Annotated in this window: 25 protein-coding genes; 9 read left to right on the top strand and 16 right to left on the bottom strand. The window is 40.9% G+C overall.

Going from position 1 to position 18,661, the window contains the following annotated elements; all coding sequences use genetic code 11:
- Positions 1-47 precede the first annotated feature (47 nt).
- The 3 genes from AC0L46_RS14980 to AC0L46_RS14970 are packed head-to-tail and all read left to right on the top strand — an operon-like array spanning position 48 to position 2,776.
- Positions 48-1,844: a penicillin-binding protein activator gene (locus tag AC0L46_RS14980; RefSeq protein WP_473504711.1), complete on the top strand. Its 1,797-nt coding sequence runs from the start codon at positions 48-50 to the stop codon at positions 1,842-1,844.
- Positions 1,795-2,178, top strand: coding sequence for a YraN family protein (locus AC0L46_RS14975; RefSeq protein WP_473504709.1), 384 nt, complete (start codon positions 1,795-1,797; stop codon positions 2,176-2,178). The genes AC0L46_RS14980 and AC0L46_RS14975 overlap by 50 nt, the downstream gene beginning before the upstream one ends.
- 4 nt (positions 2,179-2,182) lie before the next feature.
- Positions 2,183-2,776: an SIS domain-containing protein gene (locus AC0L46_RS14970; RefSeq protein WP_414681942.1), complete on the top strand. Its 594-nt coding sequence runs from the start codon at positions 2,183-2,185 to the stop codon at positions 2,774-2,776.
- Positions 2,777-2,845: 69 nt separating this feature from the next.
- On the opposite strand, the gene AC0L46_RS14965 is transcribed toward AC0L46_RS14970, so the two are convergent.
- From AC0L46_RS14965 to zapE, 5 genes are all read right to left on the bottom strand, one after another.
- Positions 2,846-3,223 carry a ClpXP protease specificity-enhancing factor gene (locus AC0L46_RS14965; RefSeq protein ID WP_473504707.1) on the bottom strand — a complete coding sequence of 126 codons (378 nt, stop codon included), beginning with the start codon at positions 3,221-3,223 and terminating at the stop codon, positions 2,846-2,848.
- A gap of 82 nt (positions 3,224-3,305) precedes the next feature.
- Complete coding sequence (locus AC0L46_RS14960; RefSeq protein WP_414681944.1) at positions 3,306-3,938, bottom strand: glutathione S-transferase N-terminal domain-containing protein; 633 nt, start codon at positions 3,936-3,938, stop codon at positions 3,306-3,308.
- A gap of 297 nt (positions 3,939-4,235) precedes the next feature.
- Entirely contained in the window at positions 4,236-4,628 is a 393-nt protein-coding gene (gene rpsI / locus AC0L46_RS14955) for a 30S ribosomal protein S9 (protein WP_317003616.1), read from the bottom strand.
- 14 nt (positions 4,629-4,642) lie between these two features.
- The gene (gene rplM, locus AC0L46_RS14950) at positions 4,643-5,071 is read right to left on the bottom strand and encodes a 50S ribosomal protein L13 (protein ID WP_317003614.1); all 429 of its coding nucleotides are present in this window, start codon (positions 5,069-5,071) and stop codon (positions 4,643-4,645) included.
- A gap of 150 nt (positions 5,072-5,221) precedes the next feature.
- Positions 5,222-6,322, bottom strand: a complete 1,101-nt coding sequence (gene zapE / locus AC0L46_RS14945; RefSeq protein WP_473504704.1) for a cell division protein ZapE — start codon at positions 6,320-6,322, stop codon at positions 5,222-5,224.
- 130 nt (positions 6,323-6,452) lie between these two features.
- Here zapE and AC0L46_RS14940 point away from each other — a divergent pair, with 130 nt between their 5' ends.
- The gene (locus AC0L46_RS14940; protein WP_473504702.1) at positions 6,453-6,908 is read left to right on the top strand and encodes a ZapG family protein; all 456 of its coding nucleotides are present in this window, start codon (positions 6,453-6,455) and stop codon (positions 6,906-6,908) included.
- A 74-nt stretch (positions 6,909-6,982) separates the two neighbouring features.
- Here AC0L46_RS14940 and AC0L46_RS14935 read toward each other — a convergent pair whose 3' ends face one another.
- Complete coding sequence (locus AC0L46_RS14935; RefSeq protein ID WP_473504700.1) at positions 6,983-7,744, bottom strand: Nif3-like dinuclear metal center hexameric protein; 762 nt, start codon at positions 7,742-7,744, stop codon at positions 6,983-6,985.
- A 243-nt stretch (positions 7,745-7,987) separates the two neighbouring features.
- On the opposite strand from AC0L46_RS14935, the gene AC0L46_RS14930 reads away from it, so the two are divergent.
- Positions 7,988-8,806: a S1C family serine protease gene (locus AC0L46_RS14930; RefSeq protein WP_473504698.1), complete on the top strand. Its 819-nt coding sequence runs from the start codon at positions 7,988-7,990 to the stop codon at positions 8,804-8,806.
- Here AC0L46_RS14930 and AC0L46_RS14925 read toward each other — a convergent pair.
- The 10 genes from AC0L46_RS14925 to AC0L46_RS14880 form a co-directional block, all read right to left on the bottom strand.
- Entirely contained in the window at positions 8,803-9,351 is a 549-nt protein-coding gene (locus tag AC0L46_RS14925; RefSeq protein ID WP_473504696.1) for an SRPBCC family protein, read from the bottom strand. The two genes, AC0L46_RS14930 and AC0L46_RS14925, sit on opposite strands and share 4 nt — an antisense overlap.
- Before the next feature lie 2 nt (positions 9,352-9,353).
- The gene (gene hisD, locus AC0L46_RS14920; protein ID WP_473504694.1) at positions 9,354-10,664 is read right to left on the bottom strand and encodes a histidinol dehydrogenase; all 1,311 of its coding nucleotides are present in this window, start codon (positions 10,662-10,664) and stop codon (positions 9,354-9,356) included.
- A complete protein-coding gene (gene hisG / locus AC0L46_RS14915) occupies positions 10,665-11,309 on the bottom strand; it encodes an ATP phosphoribosyltransferase (protein ID WP_317003609.1) in 645 nt (214 codons plus the stop codon).
- A gap of 1 nt (position 11,310) precedes the next feature.
- Positions 11,311-12,573: a UDP-N-acetylglucosamine 1-carboxyvinyltransferase gene (gene murA / locus AC0L46_RS14910; protein WP_414681951.1), complete on the bottom strand. Its 1,263-nt coding sequence runs from the start codon at positions 12,571-12,573 to the stop codon at positions 11,311-11,313.
- Between the two features lie 26 nt (positions 12,574-12,599).
- A complete protein-coding gene (locus AC0L46_RS14905; RefSeq protein ID WP_414681952.1) occupies positions 12,600-12,836 on the bottom strand; it encodes a BolA family protein in 237 nt (78 codons plus the stop codon).
- A gap of 215 nt (positions 12,837-13,051) precedes the next feature.
- Positions 13,052-13,438 carry an ABC transporter substrate-binding protein gene (locus tag AC0L46_RS14900; RefSeq protein WP_473504692.1) on the bottom strand — a complete coding sequence of 129 codons (387 nt, stop codon included), beginning with the start codon at positions 13,436-13,438 and terminating at the stop codon, positions 13,052-13,054.
- Positions 13,381-13,665, bottom strand: a complete 285-nt coding sequence (locus AC0L46_RS14895; RefSeq protein ID WP_473504690.1) for a hypothetical protein — start codon at positions 13,663-13,665, stop codon at positions 13,381-13,383. Before AC0L46_RS14895 ends, AC0L46_RS14900 begins: the two co-directional genes overlap by 58 nt.
- Positions 13,666-13,668: 3 nt before the next feature.
- Entirely contained in the window at positions 13,669-14,133 is a 465-nt protein-coding gene (gene mlaD, locus AC0L46_RS14890) for an outer membrane lipid asymmetry maintenance protein MlaD (RefSeq protein WP_317003604.1), read from the bottom strand.
- Position 14,134: 1 nt separating this feature from the next.
- Positions 14,135-14,917 (bottom strand): lipid asymmetry maintenance ABC transporter permease subunit MlaE, encoded by a 783-nt coding sequence (mlaE, locus tag AC0L46_RS14885; RefSeq protein WP_473504688.1) that lies wholly within the window; start codon positions 14,915-14,917, stop codon positions 14,135-14,137.
- Positions 14,914-15,714 (bottom strand): ABC transporter ATP-binding protein, encoded by an 801-nt coding sequence (locus AC0L46_RS14880; RefSeq protein ID WP_473504686.1) that lies wholly within the window; start codon positions 15,712-15,714, stop codon positions 14,914-14,916. Before AC0L46_RS14880 ends, mlaE begins: the two co-directional genes overlap by 4 nt.
- Before the next feature lie 144 nt (positions 15,715-15,858).
- On the opposite strand from AC0L46_RS14880, the gene AC0L46_RS14875 reads away from it, so the two are divergent.
- The 4 genes from AC0L46_RS14875 to lptB are packed head-to-tail and all read left to right on the top strand — an operon-like array spanning position 15,859 to position 18,636.
- On the top strand, positions 15,859-16,839 hold the full coding sequence (locus AC0L46_RS14875; RefSeq protein WP_473504684.1) for a calcium/sodium antiporter: 981 nt from the start codon (positions 15,859-15,861) through the stop codon (positions 16,837-16,839).
- On the top strand, positions 16,839-17,417 hold the full coding sequence (gene lptC / locus AC0L46_RS14870) for an LPS export ABC transporter periplasmic protein LptC (protein ID WP_473504682.1): 579 nt from the start codon (positions 16,839-16,841) through the stop codon (positions 17,415-17,417). The genes AC0L46_RS14875 and lptC overlap by 1 nt, the downstream gene beginning before the upstream one ends.
- Positions 17,401-17,910, top strand: a complete 510-nt coding sequence (gene lptA, locus AC0L46_RS14865; protein ID WP_473504680.1) for a lipopolysaccharide transport periplasmic protein LptA — start codon at positions 17,401-17,403, stop codon at positions 17,908-17,910. Before lptC ends, lptA begins: the two co-directional genes overlap by 17 nt.
- A complete protein-coding gene (gene lptB / locus AC0L46_RS14860; RefSeq protein ID WP_414681959.1) occupies positions 17,911-18,636 on the top strand; it encodes an LPS export ABC transporter ATP-binding protein in 726 nt (241 codons plus the stop codon).
- Positions 18,637-18,661: the final 25 nt, after the last annotated feature.

Here is an 18,661-nt window from a genome sequence, read left to right as displayed (position 1 = left end):
TCATATCATTAACTCTTTGCACTTTTCTGCTGAGTGCTTGTAATTCCATGAGTTTAAATGTGGAACAGCCTCAAAATACGGTTCAGAACACAAGTAACACTACGAGCAACGGCTCACAAGACAGCACAACACCACCAAGCATCTATCACCCTTTCTCTACTTCTACTGTTAAAGAAGAGGTTCTGGAAGGCTATAATTTAGCTCAGAAACTTTATGAGCAAGGTGATTACCAACAAGTTATTGATAGATTAAAACTTAACGTCCTTGGTACAAACTCTACACTTCAATTGGATGGCTATCTTTTAGCCGCCTTGGCCGCAGCGAAATTAGATGACATGACACAGTCTTTTGATTATTGGAAAGAAGCCGAGTTGCTTTCTTCTGCGCGTCATCCTGATAATCAAAACAAATTACAAGAAAGCAAAGCCACAATTCTAGAGCACTTTGGTGATTGGTTAGCCGTTGTAAAAACTCGCATGACGCTGACTTACAACTTACCTCTAAATGAAGGCGAGAGAAACCAAGAGCAACTCTGGTTGGCAATCCAGAACCTAACACAGAACGAAATAGATGAGCTTTATCAAGAAAAAGACCCAACATTACATGGCTGGCTCACTATCAGTGGAATATTAAGAGATCAAACCTTATCCATTGAGCAACAACTCAATACATTCAGCCAATGGCAAAATGATAATTCAGATCATCCCGCTGCTATATTGCCTCCTAAAGACTTTCAAATCATGTCATCCTTAGGTGACATGGCTCCGACAAAAATCGCTATTATGCTGCCAATGAGTGGCAACTTAGAACGAGCATCACAAGCGATACTTGATGGCTTCTTTTCTTCTTTCTACAACCAAAAGGAATCAAGGCCACAAGTATTTATTATTGATGTGAATAATTATGAAAACATCAAAGATGCTTTAGCGGCAGCAAATGAGAAACTCCCAGATATTATTATAGGGCCTTTACAAAAAAATAATGTGGCTCAAATTAGTCGGCTAGAACTTAACACACCTGTGATCGCATTAAACCAGCTTGATCTGAATTTACATGCAAAAAACCTATACCACTTCTCATTAAATCCAGAAGATGAGATACATGAGCTTATTGCCTTTGCAAAACAAGAAGGTGCCCAGAATGCAGCGATTTTAAGTACCCAAGATACTTGGGCACAAAAACAAAGCGATGAATTCCGAGAAGCAGCTACAAAAGAGAATGTTAACATCACGTCAAACCAAACCTACGCAAACACCCCACGAGGTAGACAAGATGCGATACAGAAATTGCTTCTTGTGAATGAAAGCTATGCACGAAAAAGGCTGATCGAACAATGGTCAGGCGTTCAGGTCGAAAGTATAGCAAGATCTCGTGAAGACCTTGATTACGTATATTATGCAGGCAAATTAACGGACGCTAAACAAATACGTCCTCTCTTGGACTTCCACTTCGCAGACGAAATCCCAATACTAGCGACCAGTACGCTAAACGATAGCGCTCCCGAAAAGTCCACCAACCCAAACGACATAGAACGAATTTTATTTACAGAACTTCCAGCGCTAACGCCAAACAACAAAGCTCTTAGTGGACTATTCCAAAGTCAAGGCTCAAATATTCTACGTCGCTTACAAGCACTTGGTGCTGACTCCTACCTGCTAGCGAATAAATATCAATTATTTACATTACTACCTAGCACGAAAATTGCTGCAAACACAGGCATCATAACAATCGACAAAGATGGTATTTTCCATAAACGCCCAGAAATAATGACTTACCGAAAAGGAAATTTGGTATATGCGAACAGTGCGCAGTTTTTTAAACAGGAAGAAACCACCCAAGAATAACGGCGAAAAAGCAGAGCAAGAAGCAGAAGCTTTTTTACGCTCTCAGGGGCTTCATTTTGTAGAACGAAACTTCTTTTGTCGTATTGGGGAAATAGACCTTATTTTTTTAGATGACGATACTTATGTTTTTATTGAAGTACGCTTCAGAGCCAACTCAACACATGGCAGCGCAGCAGAAAGCTTAAGCAACTCTAAACTAATTAAAGTTCGTAATAGCGCCTCCTTATGGCTACAAAAGAACAATAAACAACATCATCCAAGCCGATTCGATGCGGTACTGTTTGATGAAAAGATAGATAATTCCCATTTAACTTGGCTTAGAGCAGTATTTTAATTATATGGATTTTCAAGAAGCAATTTATACCCAATTTGCCCAGAGCTTCGAGGCTCAACAACAAGCTCTGGAGAGCTTACCACCTTACATTGAGCACGCTGCAAAAGTTATGTTTGCCAGTATCGCTTCTGGCGGAAAAGTTGTTTGTATCGGAAACAGCACCGGCTCACATTTAGCTCAATATTTCAGTACTTTATTGCTTGATAGAATGGACAGAGAGCGCCCTGGTTTACCGGCTTTCAATTTAAGTGGTGATGGCGCAGCTTTATTATCAGTAACGCACAATGATAGCTATCACGACGTATTCTCCAAACAAATCACCGCTATTGGTAATCCAGGAGATATATTATTCGTCATTGCCAATCGAGGAAACACGTCCCCGATTATTCAAGCCATTCAAGCTGGCCATGAGCGAAAAATGAATATTGTCGCCCTAACAAGCCCTGAGGCGAAAAACGTTTCCTCTCTTACATCTCAAGACGATACAGAGATAAAAATAAACCTACTTGGCACAGCAAGAGTACATGAATGCCAGTTAACCGTTATCCATACCTTGGTCGACCTGCTTGAACGCCAACTATTCGGCTACGAAGAATAAAATAACTAAACAGATTAGTCGTTATTTGAAATAAAAAAGCCACTTTCTGAAGTGGCTTTTTTATGAAATTTATTTAACAACTTTTAGTTGAAAGCCCTTTTTCGGCTCAGGAGGTGTCGGATTCGGATCATCTAAAAACTCTTCATCAGGAAAAACAAAACCATCACCATTCTCTTTTGAGTACAATGCTAATGCGGCTCGAATTGGCACATAAACTTGCATTGGCTTACCACTAAAGCGAGCTTCAAAAGATACAGCCTCTTTATCCATAATTAAATGGCGCACCGCAGACATACTGATATTTAGAACAATTCTTCCGTCTTTGACAAACTCAGTTGGAATAACAACCCCAGCTTCCTCAGCATCCACTAAAAGATAAGGCGTCATATCATTATCAGCCACCCACTCATAAGCAGCATTTAGTAAATAAGATCGTTTAGGTAACATATTCACTCCGATTCAATATTTGTAAAAAAAGGAGCATAAAGCTCCTTTTTTATCACTATTTAAAAGCCAATTTGGCTTAAAACTAGTCTAAACGCATTTCTTGCTCGGCTTCGGAAAGACTTTCTTGGAAAGACTCACGAGAGAAAACAAGGTCCATATATTTATGTAAAGCTTTTGCCTGCTCTTGCGGGATTTCAACACCCAACACAGGTAAACGCCATAATACTGGCGCTAAACAGCAATCAACGATAGTAAATTCATCGCTCATAAAATAAGGCTTCTCTTCAAAAATAGGAGAAACACTGATTAGACCTTCACGTAGTTCTTTTTGTGCTTGAGCAACGACTTCTTTGTCTTTACTGGAAAGAATCAGATCTGCTAGTCTCGCCCAATCTCTCTGAATGCGGTACATAAATAAACGGCTTTCAGCACGAGCAACAGGATACACAGGCAATAATGGTGGATGAGGAAAACGTTCATCCAAGTATTCCATCATGACGTTCGGTTCATAAAGAACCAAATCACGATCAACCAATGCAGGCAATTCATTATATGGATTAACATCAGCCAATTCATCAGGCTTGTTGAACGGGTCTACATCTATGATGTCCACTGTGACGGCTTTTTCAGCCAATACAATTCGAACTCTATGGCTGTAATGATCTTCTCCATCAGAAAAGAACGTCATTGAGGAGCGCTTTGCAATAACACCCATGTCTAACCCCTATTTTGAAAACTTCCACATCCTCTAATTAGAGGACAAACGATAATATGACAAGACAACGACAGTTCAAAATCTCATCACGTGACTAAACCTTTCATGGCAAAATGTAATAGTAACAAAACCCTCTTAGAGCACCATGAATTCTAAGAGCAGATATTCTAACACCTTTGAGATATTTTTTCTTAGAAAATACCTTGCTGAAACAAATAGAAATTCGTTTTTTGTTTCAACCAAAAAAAACGCTTGGTGAATACACCAAGCGTTTTAAGGTTTGTTCTAAAGCAAATATTAACGCTTAGAGAACTGAGGACGACGACGTGCTTTGCGTAGACCAACTTTCTTACGTTCAACTTCACGAGAATCTCGTGTAACGAAGCCTGCAGAACGTAGAGTACGACGTAGAGTCTCATCATATTGCATCAATGCACGTGTGATACCGTGACGGATCGCACCAGCTTGACCAGAGATACCACCACCTTTAACAGTGATGTAAACGTCAAATTTTTCAGTAGCATCAACTAATTCAAGTGGCTGACGAACAACCATTTGAGCCGTTTTACGACCGAAGTACTGAGAAAGAGTACGGTTATTGATAACTAGGTTACCAGAACCGGCTTTAAGGAAAACACGAGCGGTAGACGTTTTACGACGACCTGTACCGTAGTATTGAGTAGCTGACATAATGATCTTCCGTATTAAATGTTAAGTTCTTGAGGCTGTTGAGCAGCATGTGGATGCTCAGTACCAGCGTACACTTTCATTTTCTTGTGCATTGCACGGCCCAAAGGACCTTTTGGCAACATACCTTTAACGGCGATTTCAAGAACACGCTCAGGAGCATGATCAATCAACTTCTCGAAATTCATAGAACGTAAGCCGCCTGGATAACCAGTGTGGCGGTAGTATTGTTTCGCAGCTGCTTTGTTACCAGAAACGTGAATTTTCTCAGCGTTAACAACAACGATGTAATCGCCTGTATCAACATGAGGAGTATATTCCGCTTTATGCTTACCACGTAAACGGCGAGCAATTTCAGTAGCCAAGCGACCTAGAGTTTTGCCTTCAGCATCAACCACGAACCAGTCGCGGCGAACTTCAGCAGGTTTAGCTGTAAAAGTTTTCATCAAAAAACCCTATCAATACGCGTGCTCAATGACACGCTATACCTATTATTATTGGTTTACCAAAAATAAATTCGATAAACGTACACTTACCTTCAAAAAGGCGAGCGAATTATACTGCAAATTACAAGAAAGATAAAGCCCGAAATCTATTCAGGGTCGGTGCTCTAATGATAAGTATTCTTCAGATTGCATCTCCAACAATCGACTAACAGTACGATCATATTCAAATGCCAATCGAGTGCCTATGTAAATGTCTGGTATAGCCACTTCAGCAGAAAAAATCACCTTAACATGACGATCATAAAACTCATCAACCAGGTTAATAAATCGTCTTGCTAAGTCATCACGAGGCGCATCCATTTGCGGCAAGTTGGAAATGATAACCGTCGAATAAAGTCGAGCAATTTCAATGTAATCAACCTGACTTCTTGGGCCATCACACAAAGCTTTAATATCAAACCAAGCAAGACCTTCACAGCTTCGGATAAGAGGTATTTCGCGCCCTTCTATTTCAGCAGCGCCACCTTCTACAATATGAGAAGCATCAGAAATGAGACTCATAAAGCGTTCATTCAACGCTTCATCTGCTTCCTTATTAAGAGGGAAATGATACAACTTAGCTTGCTTTAATGTTCTAAGCCTGTAATCAACGCCACCATCCACATTCATGACTTTAGTGTATTTATTAACTAGATCAATTGCAGGTAGGAAGCGAGCTCGCTGTAAGCCGTTTTTATACAACCCATCCGGCTCTATATTAGAAGTAGCAACAAGAGTCGTTCCGTTCTCAAACAAAACCTCCAATAAACCCGCCAAAATCATGGCATCAGTAATATCAGTGACAAAAAACTCGTCAAAACACAAAACCTGAGCCTTGGATGAAATCTCCTTACCAACGATTTCAAGCGGATTTTTCACATCGTTTAACTTACGCAACTCTTGATGAACCATCTGCATAAAACGGTGAAAATGAAGGCGCATTTTTTTCTCTGTTGGCAAACAATCAAAGAAAGTATCCATCAGATAAGTCTTTCCTCGACCAACACCACCCCAAAAATACAAGCCTTGCTCAACCGTCGGCGCTTTCTTTTTACGAAATTTACTAAGAAAACCGCCTGAGGTTTGATTTGACTGATTAGCCACTAAACGATCAAACAGATCTTGAAGTGCTTCCACCGCCTCTTCTTGAGCTGGATCGTAGTTAAAATCTTCCCGTGTTAGATCTTGCTTATAACGTGTAATTGGAGTCATTGTCACTCTTTCGTAAAGATAAAATAATTATGATTATTCTAACAAATTGTCACTTAAACAACACCTATCATACTGTTATCGTAGGTACGATTTCAGATATAATGATACAAATGCTTTTTTGGAGAAAAACATGAACTTAGAAGAATTCAACATCATCATATTTATTACTGGCATCATCCTTGGCAGCGTCATTACTTTCGCAATTAAAAACTTTACCGCAAAAAACACCAAGAAAGCATCAAGCTCAGACCTTGTGACGATTCGATCTCTGCAACAAGAGCTTGAAAGCAAACAAGTCATCATTGATAACTTCTTTATGGACAGCAACGAAAAATTAAACTTTATTGAAAAGCACATGGCAGGCTTACGAAGTACTCTCGCTGAAAACGCGAAGCAAATTAGTAGCGTAGCAATAGACTCTAAAAGCAGCATTGAAAGCAACGAAGTAATGTCACCAGAAGCCACAGATGCCGTTGCACCACCTAGAGATTACGCACTCAAAAAAGATAAAGAGCTTGGTATGTTAAGCGAAGAGTTTGGCTTAAATGATAAAGACACTGATTACGAGCCTAAACGCGCTATATAACCTGCATTAGACCAATCCATTAAAAAACGGACGCTTATTTAATTAGGCGTCCGTTTTTTTCAAACAAACTAAAATCAAGCGGGGCTGTCGATATCAATGAACACAGCATCCAAATCATGTTTTTCTGATAAAAATTTAGCGATAGATTGAGCACCGAAACGCTCTGTTGCATGATGACCAGCGGCAATAAAATGAATCCCCATTTCTCTCGCCACATGAATCGTCTGTTCTGAAACCTCCCCAGTGATAAAAACGTCTGCATTGGCCAAAACCGCCTGTTCGATATACCCCTGAGCCCCTCCAGTACAAAGCGCCACACGCTGAATTTTTCGATCACCCACATTTTCAAAGAGAACTTTTCTATTCACAACCGATTCTATCAATTGCTGAAATGAATCAACTGACATCGGCTCATTTAACTCGCCTACTACTCCGATTGCCTCTTCAATTGAAACTCCAGACTGTAGGCCTACACGGTTAGAAAGTCCTATGGCATCAGCCAAACCAGCATTATTCCCAAGCGTTGGATGCGCATCAAGCGGCAAATGATAACCATATAAATTAATATCATTCTTGATCAAGGTAGAAATGCGCTTGTATTTCATACCAACAATCAATGGCGACTCGCCTTTCCAGAAATAACCGTGATGCACAAAAATAGCATCTGCACCATATTTTACAGCAGCATCTATCAGTGCCTGACTTGCAGTAACACCAGTCACAACACGCTTTATTTCTTTTTTTCCTTCCACCTGCAAACCATTGGGCGCATAATCTTTAAAGCGATCTGGGCTCAATGCCTGGTTAAGTATTAATTCAAATTCACTGCGCAGCAAAACAACCTCTTAAATTTTATGCTTCAAAAAAATTATTGGACACCCATCATTATCTCTATACTTGCAGGTGCTTGTATAGGCCTAGCAACACTCCTAATCCAAGAGAAACAGAAAAACACTCAATTTAGCTACGCTTCTTCTGTACAAAAAGCGACCCCCTCCGTAGTCAATATTTACTCCCAGATACAACAAAGCAATCTCAACAACACTTCACAACACAGCATTAATTTAGGCTCTGGCGTTTTGGCTACCAAAAGCGGCTTCATATTGACAAACCACCATGTCATTCAAAATGCCGATAGTATTGTTATCGCTCTAAATGATGGCAGACGTAGCGAAGCCACTCTAATTGGATCTGACCCATCAACCGATCTAGCCATATTAAAAATTGATTTACCTAACCTTCCAAACATTAAAATGGGCAACAGCGATAAAGTCTCCGTTGGCGATAGAATTCTAGCGATAGGCAACCCGTTTGGCATCGGACAAACCGTAACATCTGGAATTATCAGCGCTAAAGGCAGAAATAGCATAGGCCTGAACACTTACGAGAATTTTTTACAAACCGACGCAGCCATTAACCCTGGAAACTCAGGCGGCGCACTAGTTAATCTCAATGGTGAACTTATTGGCATTAGCTCTGCCATCTATTCAAGTACGGGAGGGTCTCAAGGCATCGGCTTTGCAACACCTGTCAACGACGCCATTGCCGTCATGGCAGACATCATCAAATACGGTGAAGTGGTTCGTGGCTATTTAGGAATGGAAGCCGAAAAAATCACACCTCTGCTGGCCAACAATCTCTCATTAGCATCAGACAGTGGATTACTGGTCAGCGACATAACAAAGAAAAGCCCTGCGGATAAAGCAGGAATAGAAGTTGGGGATATTATTTTAAGTATCAACAACACCCCAAGTGAAGACCCATTTCAAATAAAGCGACTTATTACTTCATTAAAACCAGGCACTCATATTTCAGTTTTAGGAATTCGTGGCCAGCAATCTTATCAAGCAAAAATTTTACTAGAAAAACAACCCACCATGCAGCGAGTTAACCATTAATTTTGAGATTCAATTTGCTGTTTCAGATTAAGCAAGCTCACTTCAAAATTCTGACCAGCGATATCATTTGCAAAAAAGGCAAGGTAAGGGCTCAACAAGCCTACACTCAAATTTCCTTCAATGATCCATTTAACCTCAGTAACCGAAGCATGATCTTCCAGCGTTATTCTATTATGCACAAGTCCAGTTGATAATTTAGGACGCACATCAAAACGAATGATACTACCAGTATGCTCAAGCAAAGTTAGCTCGCCGATTTCATCTGACTCATCATAGAATAAACGGACCGTATCCCCATCTTGGAGAACACCGTCAAACAGCTCAACTCGACCATCTTGAACATGCATCCACTGACTCAGCTTCTGCCCGGAAAGCACATTTTTACTGACGATTTCAAGAGGAGCATTAATAGAAATACTCCTCTCGACCCGATACTCAGTTGGCAATAAAAAACCTACTAAAACCAACAGAAGAATAACCAGTGCTAAAATACGCGTCACTATTCTCAATTGATAAAGCGCGGCAGGATGAGAATTAGATCCCAAAATCAGTCACCCTTTATAATTCGATACTCAGCAGACATAGCATGCGCCTCTAAAGATTCACCGCGAGCCAAAGGAGAAGCAATTTTTGCTAACTCGCTTGCACCTAAAGGCGAACAATTAATTAGAGAGCTGCGCTTTTGGAAATCATACACACCTAATGGTGAAGAAAACCTTGCTGTACCAGAAGTTGGAAGAACGTGATTAGGGCCTGCACAATAGTCTCCTAATGCTTCTGGCGTATGTCTACCCATGAAAATAGCACCAGCATGACGAATTTTTTCAGCCCATTTTTCTGGCTCATCAACAGACAATTCTAAGTGCTCTGCCGCCACAACGTTCGCAATTTCCATTGCTTCATCCATGTCACTGACATGAATCAAAGCACCGCGCCCTTCTAACGAAACCTTAATAATATCTTTACGGCTTTGAGTTTCTATCAAACGCTCCATAGATGATTTCACAGCCTGAATAAAGTCAGCATCAGGAGAAATCAAAATAGATTGAGCATCTTCATCGTGCTCAGCTTGTGAAAATAAATCCATAGCGATCCAATCAGGATCGGTTTTTCCATCACAAACCACCAAAATTTCAGAAGGGCCAGCAATCATATCAATTCCGACCACACCAAAAACCATCTTCTTAGCAGTGGCCACAAAGATATTGCCAGGACCTACAATCTTATCAACTTTAGGAATACTTTCCGTTCCATAAGCTAATGCCGCAACCGCTTGAGCACCACCAATAGTGAACACTCGATCCGCACCGGCGATATAAGCCGCAGCTAAAACAATATCATTAACAAAACCATCTGGAGTAGGAACCACCATGATAATTTCACTTACGCCAGCCACTTTTGCTGGCATAACATTCATTAACACAGATGACGGGTACGCTGCCTTTCCGCCTGGCACGTAAACACCAACTCGATCAAGAGGGGTCACTTTTTGACCTAATACCGTGCCGTTATCTTCCTGATATTGCCAAGATGGCTGTTTCTGACGCTCGTGATAATCAAAAACTCGCTTGGCAGCCGCTTCCAAGCTTTCCACCATTTCTTTACTAACACGATTCTTCGCCTGCGCCATCTCATCTCTTGAAATTTCTAGATCTGATGCTGCCGCCACATTTCTACGGTCAAAGCGGTTCGTGAACTCAATGACCGCCTCATCACCTCTTTTTCGCACTTGCTCAACAATGTTAGCAACAGAACTTTGTACAGCGTCATCCGAAACCGAATCCCAAGCAAGTAAAGCATCCAATTCTTTACGAAAACCATCAGTGCTAGATGAAAATTCTCGAATATTTAGATTCAATTATTTACCCTCATTATTTTCTACGGCGGATCGTATCATTTCTAAAATTGGCTCGATCTCAGAGTATTTCGTTTTGTAAGCTGCTTTATTAACAACCAAACGAGTACTAATAGGAGCAATTAATTCTCGAGCCTCAAGACCGTTCGCCTTTAAAGTGTTGCCCGTATCCACTATGTCTACAATCAGATCAGCCAACCCCATAATAGGAGCCAATTCCATTGCACCATAAAGCTTTATAACATCGGCTTGAACACCCTGCTCAGCAAAATAAGCTTTGGCTGTTTTTGAAAACTTAGAAGCGACTTTTAAGCGTCTGTTTGGCAATGCCTGCCCTACAACACCCGCCGTCATCAATCGACATTTGGATATTTTCAAATCCAGTACTTCATATAAGTTCTTAGTTGATGCTTCCATCAAAACATCTTTACCTGCTACACCAAAGTCCGCAACACCATGCTCTACGTAGGTTGGAACATCTGTCGCTCGCAATACAACAAGCTTGATATGGTCATGGTTGGTATCGAAAATAAGTTTACGACTTTTACTAATATCTTCGGCTGGCACTATATTCGCTTTTTCTAATAGCGGTAGAGTCTCACCAAGAATGCGGCCTTTTGATAGCGCAATCGTTAATGTTTTATTCATCTTAATTTAAAACCCGTGAAATTTTCGCACCTAATGAACCAAATTTTTCTTCAATACATTCATAGCCACGATCTATATGATAAATACGGTCGATTTTTGTATCGCCCTCAGCAACCAAGGCGGATAATACTAAGCTTGCTGATGCTCTGAGGTCTGTCGCCATAACAGGCGCACCTTTCAAAGATTCACGCCCACGAATGATGGCGGTATTACCCGTAACTTCTATGTCTGCTCCCATACGAAGCATTTCATCAACATGCATAAATCGATTTTCAAAAATATTTTCAATAACTCGACCGACACCTGTCGCAACAGAATTTAATGCGACGAATTGCGCCTGCATGTCTGTCGGAAATGCAGGGTATGGTGCAGTACTAATATTGACAGCAGTTGGGCGACGGCCATCCATATCAACTTCAATCCAGTCTTCGCCACAGGTCACTTTCGCACCAGCTTCTTCTAATTTTGCTAGCACAGCTTCAAGTGACTTAACATCAGTATCGATAACCTTAACCTTGCCACCTGTAATCGCTGCCGCGACCAAGAATGTACCAGTCTCTATACGATCAGGCATAACTGGGTAATTTGTCCCATGCAAAGCATCAACACCATCAATTACAATAGTATCTGTTCCATGGCCTGTGATTTTTGCACCCATGGAGATCAAACACTCAGCCAAATCTACCACTTCTGGCTCACGTGCAGCGTTTTCTAGAATGGTTTGGCCATCAGCCAAGGTTGCAGCCATCAATAGGTTTTCAGTGCCCGTTACAGTGACTTTGTCAAAAAAGATACGAGCACCTTTTAAACGGCCATCTACAGTGGCAACGATATCGCCGTTGTCGACATTAATCTTGGCTCCCATCGCTTCTAGTCCACGTAAGTGCAAATCAACTGGTCGACTACCAATAGCACAACCACCAGGAAGAGAAACAACCGCTCGACCAAAGTGACTAACCAAAGGCCCCAACACCAAAATAGAAGCTCGCATAGTTTTAACAAGCTCATAGGGCGCTTCGCAGTTGTTCAACGTCGAAACATCTAGCTGCACGCTCATTTTCTCATCTACAACCACGCCACACCCCATAGAACCTAGGAGTTCAAGCATGGTAGTAATGTCATGTAGATGAGGAAGATTTTTTATTGTGATTAAATCTTTTGTCAGTAAGGTGGCAGCCAATATAGGCAATGCTGCGTTTTTAGCGCCGGAAGCACGAACAACACCATTAAGTTGAGCGCCACCAGTAATTAGAAGCTTATCCATATATTTTTAATCTCTTATCTACGCTATTACAGCGATTCTTTTTGTTCTGGAGTGTAGGTTTTCATGGTCACAGCATGAATTGCACCACTTGAAATGGCATCTTGAAGATGTGAATAAACAAGCTGTTGTCTCTTAACTGTAGACAAACCTTCAAACTCACTTGTTACAACCTCTACTTGAAAGTTACAACCTTCGCCTTCAGCGACAACTTCACAGTTAGAGATAGAAGACTCCAAAAGCATTTTCACTTCATTTGCGTTCACAGCAGCTCCAATAAAAATAAAATATTCATAATTACCTATATTCTACCCTAGTAATGCCAACTACTTAACACCCCCGCGAGCAACTCTGAAGAAAAAACCTATGTTTTCCAATATTTTATTCAAGACTGACAAAACAACCGTATAAAAAGCAAAAAACCCGAACCTATTCATTAGATTCGGATTTCAAAGGAGAGCAAAAATGTACGATAAGTAGCTTAAGACGCTCTAGCTAAAGACTTCTGCCAAGCTGTTATCGCTAACTCTATGTCGTTTTTGTTTTGCTGCATCATGACTGAAAATTGCTTACGGAAGGTAAGGCCAAAATTGATGTTATTAATGATGATATTACTTAACATCCAAGCCCCTTCTTCAGATTGCTCCATATAAAAAGTGATATTCAACAAGCCACCAGCTTCCATTTGGAAATCAACATCTACCCTTGTTTCCTTACCTTTCCCCTGAGGCCCAAGAGGCAAAACTTTAATATTGTCAGGATCAAGCTCTAACAAGGAAGAACCATAGGTTTTTAGCAATGTGTCTTTCGTTACCGTAACAAAACGTGTTCGCTGCTCTGGTGTTGCCCTACGGTAATACTTACCCATAATTTTTTTGAGAAGTCATCAAAATCTACAATTTTGTTGAGAATATTATCAACTCGACTTTCCAATAAAACAGGATCTTTAGACAAGATATCTTTGTCAGCCACTATATCGGTACGAAAAGACTCAACAATTCCAACCACCGCTTCTCTTGCTGCCTCGTTAGACCAAGACAAACTAGAAGTAAACATGGTTACGAACAACACAACACTCGACAATATTTTATTCATTTATTAATCCTCAGAATCGTCAGATTTAAACAAAAACTGACTAATCAAAGTCTCTAACACAAGCGCAGACTGCGTATCGTATATTTCACTACCATCAACTAAGTTCTCATCCTCTGCGCCGATAGTAATGCCTAAATATTTCTCCCCAAGAAGCCCGCTCGTTAAAATTGCAATAGAGCTGTCTTCTGGAATATTAGCTACATTCGAGTCAATATTCATTGTTACCAACCCCATATATAGCTCTTTATCAAAAGCTATGGACTCAACACTCCCTACTTCCACTCCAGCAATGGTGACTTTTGCTCGGCTCGTCAAACCGCCAATATCATCAAATCTAGCCACCACTTGATAAGTGTCTTTTTTACCTGAAAAAGCAAGACCACTCACTTGTACAGCCAAATACACAAAGGCCAAAATACCCAAAACAATAAAACAACCAACAAACAATTCAGTGCGCTTACTTCTCATCCTAAAAATCTCCAAACATGGCAGCCGTTAACACAAAGTCCAGCGCCAAAATAGCCAATGAACCTAACACAACCGTTCGAGTGGTTGCCTTACCAATCCCTTCTGATGTGGGTACACACTCGTAACCTTGATACACCGCAATCCAAGTCACAGCGACCGAGAAACACAAGGCCTTAACAAAACCATTTATGATATCTGTATCAAAATAAACAGATTGCTGCATCAGCGACCAAAAAGCGCCATCATGAACACCTAGCCAACCAACGGAAACAACCAAACCACCAATGATACCCGTTGCAGAAAAAATTAAACTCAATAAAGGCAAACAAATCACACCAGCAATAAATCTTGGAGCAATTACCCTTCGTAGCGGGTCAACCCCCATCATTTCAAAGCTGGAAAGCTGTTCGGTTGCTTTCATCAACCCGATTTCGGCCGTTAACGAAGAACCAGCTCTCCCAGCGAACAGCAAAGCCGTCACAACAGGTGCCAACTCTCGCAATAAAGCCAATGCTAATAACTGACCAACTGCCTCTTCAGAGCCAAACTTTGCTAAAATACTGTAACCTTGAAGTGCCAACACCATACCGATAAAAGCACCAGACACAACAACAATAACAAGAGACAAAACCCCAACAGAATATAACTGTTTTATTAAGAGATTAACTGACTCATTGAAACGCACAGGCAACCTAAAAACACTTTGAGCCAAGAAAACACCCGCTCTTCCAACTGCTTCGAGCCAACTAAGAAACCACGCCCCTAAAGAAGCCACTGTTTTCATAATACAACCTCATTAGCTAGCACATCTTCAGGATAATGGAAAGGCACAGGGCCATCTGGCTCACCATTCAAGAACTGTTTAACTTCTGGATCGTCAGAAGCTCGTATTTCTTCAGCCGAGCCTTCAGCAATGACCCGTCCTCCCGCCAAAATACATACATGATCAGCAATAGAAAGCGACTCTTCAACATCATGAGAAACAAGAACAGAAGTAATATTGGCGGTATCGTTAAGTTGGCGTATGAGCTTCACCAGTACACCTTTTGATATAGGATCTTGCCCTGTAAAAGGCTCATCATACATGACTAACTCAGGATCTAACGCAATAGCGCGAGCTAAAGCAACACGCCTAGCCATACCACCAGACAATTCAGATGGCATTAAACCAGCCGCCCCTCTAAGGCCAACACTGTGCAGCTTATCAGCCACAATACGTTGAATTTCTGACGCTGAAAGCTTGGTATGCTCTTCCATAGGAAAAGCGACATTCTCTGCTACTGACATATCGCTAAAGAGTGCACCACTTTGAAAAAGCATGCCCATCTTCTTACGAACCTTATAAAGGTCTGTTCTAGATAAAGAATGAACATTTTCACCGTCAATTAAAATAGAGCCACTATCCGGCTCCAGTTGCGCTGCAATCAAGCGCAGCAAGGTTGTTTTGCCTGTTCCACTTGGCCCCATTACCGCAGTAATTTTCCCTTTCGGGATGGTAAGTGAGATATCTTCATAAATAACACGACCGCCTCGGAAGAAGCTGAGATTTTTAACATCTATATAAGCATCAAGCGCTGACATACATTTTTTATCCCTACAAAATATCCCCAGATACTACCACCGCCCTTCTATAAATAAAATCAAAGCAAAGCAAATTCAATTTGTTTGTCAGGTCAAGTCTTGAATTTCAATCACAAACCTCATTAAATGGTACTCCCTGAATTTATGAGTACTTTCCACATCATGTTGCTATCTTCCATTGCGCTTATCGCAGGTTTAATTCTTTTAGTCATGAGCTCCGATAAATTCATCGAGCACTCAGCGTTAGTCGCCGAAAAACTTAACGTAAGCCCAATGGTAATAGGTATCACGTTGGTTGCTCTTGGTACTTCCGCGCCTGAGATGGTTGTTTCTGCAATCGCCGCATTTGATCAAGCTCCAGAAATTGCAGTTGGAAATGTAATTGGCTCTAACATCGCCAATATCGCTCTGGTTTTCGGAATCACTTTACTCTTTTCACCTGTTCCTATCGCAAAGGGTTTAACAACAAAAGAAGTACCGCTCGTTCTGGCCATCACCTTCCTTGCTGGTTACTTACTTTACGATCAAGCTTTGAGCGTATTAGATGGCATCCTTCTAATCTTAGCCTTCATCATAATTTTGAGCATCTTGTTAAAGGGCAGCAAAGACCTCGAAAGCGAATTAAAAGACGAACTTCCAGAAGACGATGGCTCACCAGTTGTTAAATCCCTAATCATTGCCTTAATTGGTTTAGCTGTTTTAATTGGCAGTTCTAAACTCTTGGTGTGGGGAGCAATTAACATAGCAACAGCACTTGGCGTCAGTGAGCTCATCATTGGACTATCTATCGTCGCTATTGGCACCAGCTTGCCAGAGTTAGCCGCATCAGTAAGCAGTGTAAGAAAAGGTCACCATGACATCGCCATCGGTAATATTTTAGGTTCCAATATTTTCAACTTGGCAACAGTATTACCATTACCAGCGTTGATTGCACCGGGAATAATTGATGCCAACGTAACTAATCGAGATTACCCTTGGGTATTGGCTTTAACAATCGCTCTTGCGTTCGCTATTTATATTTTCAAAAAATCTAAAACCGGCAGCATTCCACGCTGGGTTGGATTACCGCTTCTTGGATCTTATTGTGTCTATTTATTTATAATTAGCTCAGGCAGTTCGATCTAATGTTTAAATTTGAAAGCACAGCTACGCCTAAAATCTTATTATTCGCTATCTTATTGATTGCTGGTGTAGCTGCTTTTCTATGGCATGAAGCTTCTCCTCAAAGAAGTCTAATACCAACAGATTCTTTAAGCAGCTCTCCGGACTACTTCATTACTCAGGTAACCATCAAAGAGTTCAATCAAAATGGAGAATTAATCGAAACCCTCCATGCGAAGCAAACGCTGCATTATATTGATGACTCTAAAACACTCCTTGATTCTCCAAGCGTTGCACGAAAATCTGAGTCAGGCACTTGGAGCGCAAAAGCAAATAAAGGCATCATTCATGATGGAAGTAATGATATTCTACTCACAGACAAGGCTGAAGCCGTTAAGACATATCTTCAATCTGAAGACATAAAACTGAGCGCAGACAGCATACATTATTTAGATAAAGATCAATCATTAACAAGCCAAGGAAGTCCGATGCTAGTCTCCACACAAGGAGAAACTTCCGCTGACAAAATTACGACCTATATCAATTCAGAAGAAGTCATCATGACAGGATCTGTAAGAGGAACATATGAAACACTTGATTAACATTAGCGCCTTGCTAACTTCTGCTTTATTAAGCCAATACACTTATGCCCTCCCAGACGACATAAACAAACCGATAGAAATTCAAGCAGACGAAGCCTCTTTTGATCAAAATACAGGGGAAGCCATTTACAAAGGCAATGTCTTCATTAAACAGGGCTCTATTGAAATACAAGCGCAATACTTAAAAGTTACCACGGATGCCACCACTAAAAAGTTCAGCAATTTAGAAGCTTTGGGGCAACCTGCTAAATTTAGCCAACAAGTTGACTGGAGTGGAAATATTGTTATCAGTAAAGGTAACGAGATACACTATTCAACACAGGAATCCAAACTTGAGATCATGGGTGATGGTTACTTGAGCAGAATGGATAACTCTATCTCTGCAGATTACATTCTCTATATGGTCGAAGATGGCACCTTTAACGCAGAGAAAAAAGATTCCGGTCGAGTCTCCATGACGCTACAACCTCAAACAGATAAGGCTGCTCAATAAATGGCCCTTCTAGAAGCTAAAAACCTAGCAAAGAGCTACAAAAAACGACAAGTAGTAAAGGATGTTTCCATCTCAGTTGAGTCTGGCCAAGCGGTTGGTTTGCTTGGTCCTAACGGCGCAGGCAAAACCACATGCTTTTATATGATAGTTGGAATGGTTGCCAATGATGCAGGCGGCATATTTATCGATGGTAAAGACATCACCAGTAACGCCATGCACACTAGAGCACAAAAAGGCATCGGTTACTTACCACAAGAAGCCTCCATTTTTAGAAAAATGTCTGTTGAAGACAATATTTTAGCGATTTTAGAAACACGCAAAGAACTCACAAAAGCCCAGAAAAAATCCAGGCTTGAAGATTTATTAGAAGAATTTCATATTACCCATATCAGAAAGAACTTAGGCATGGCCTTATCTGGTGGCGAGAGACGCCGCGTAGAAATTGCACGAGCACTAGCAATGAATCCAAAGTTCGTTCTCTTAGACGAACCCTTCGCTGGTGTTGACCCTATTTCTGTTGGCGATATCAAACTTATTATTAAACACTTACAAGAAAGCGGCATTGGCGTTCTAATCACAGATCACAATGTCAGAGAAACCTTAGACATCTGCGATAAAGCTTATATTGTGGGTAACGGATATATCATTGCTTCTGGTGATGCCAGTACAGTTATTAACAATGAACAGGTAAAAAAAGTCTATTTAGGTGACGACTTCCGCCTGTAACCCCTTATCATTACTGCAGAAAGGG

Source organism: Marinomonas sp. 15G6-16, from assembly GCF_055809555.1.
The sequence above is the reverse complement of the archived record's forward strand: the minus strand, read 5'-3'. Positions and strand labels throughout refer to the sequence as shown.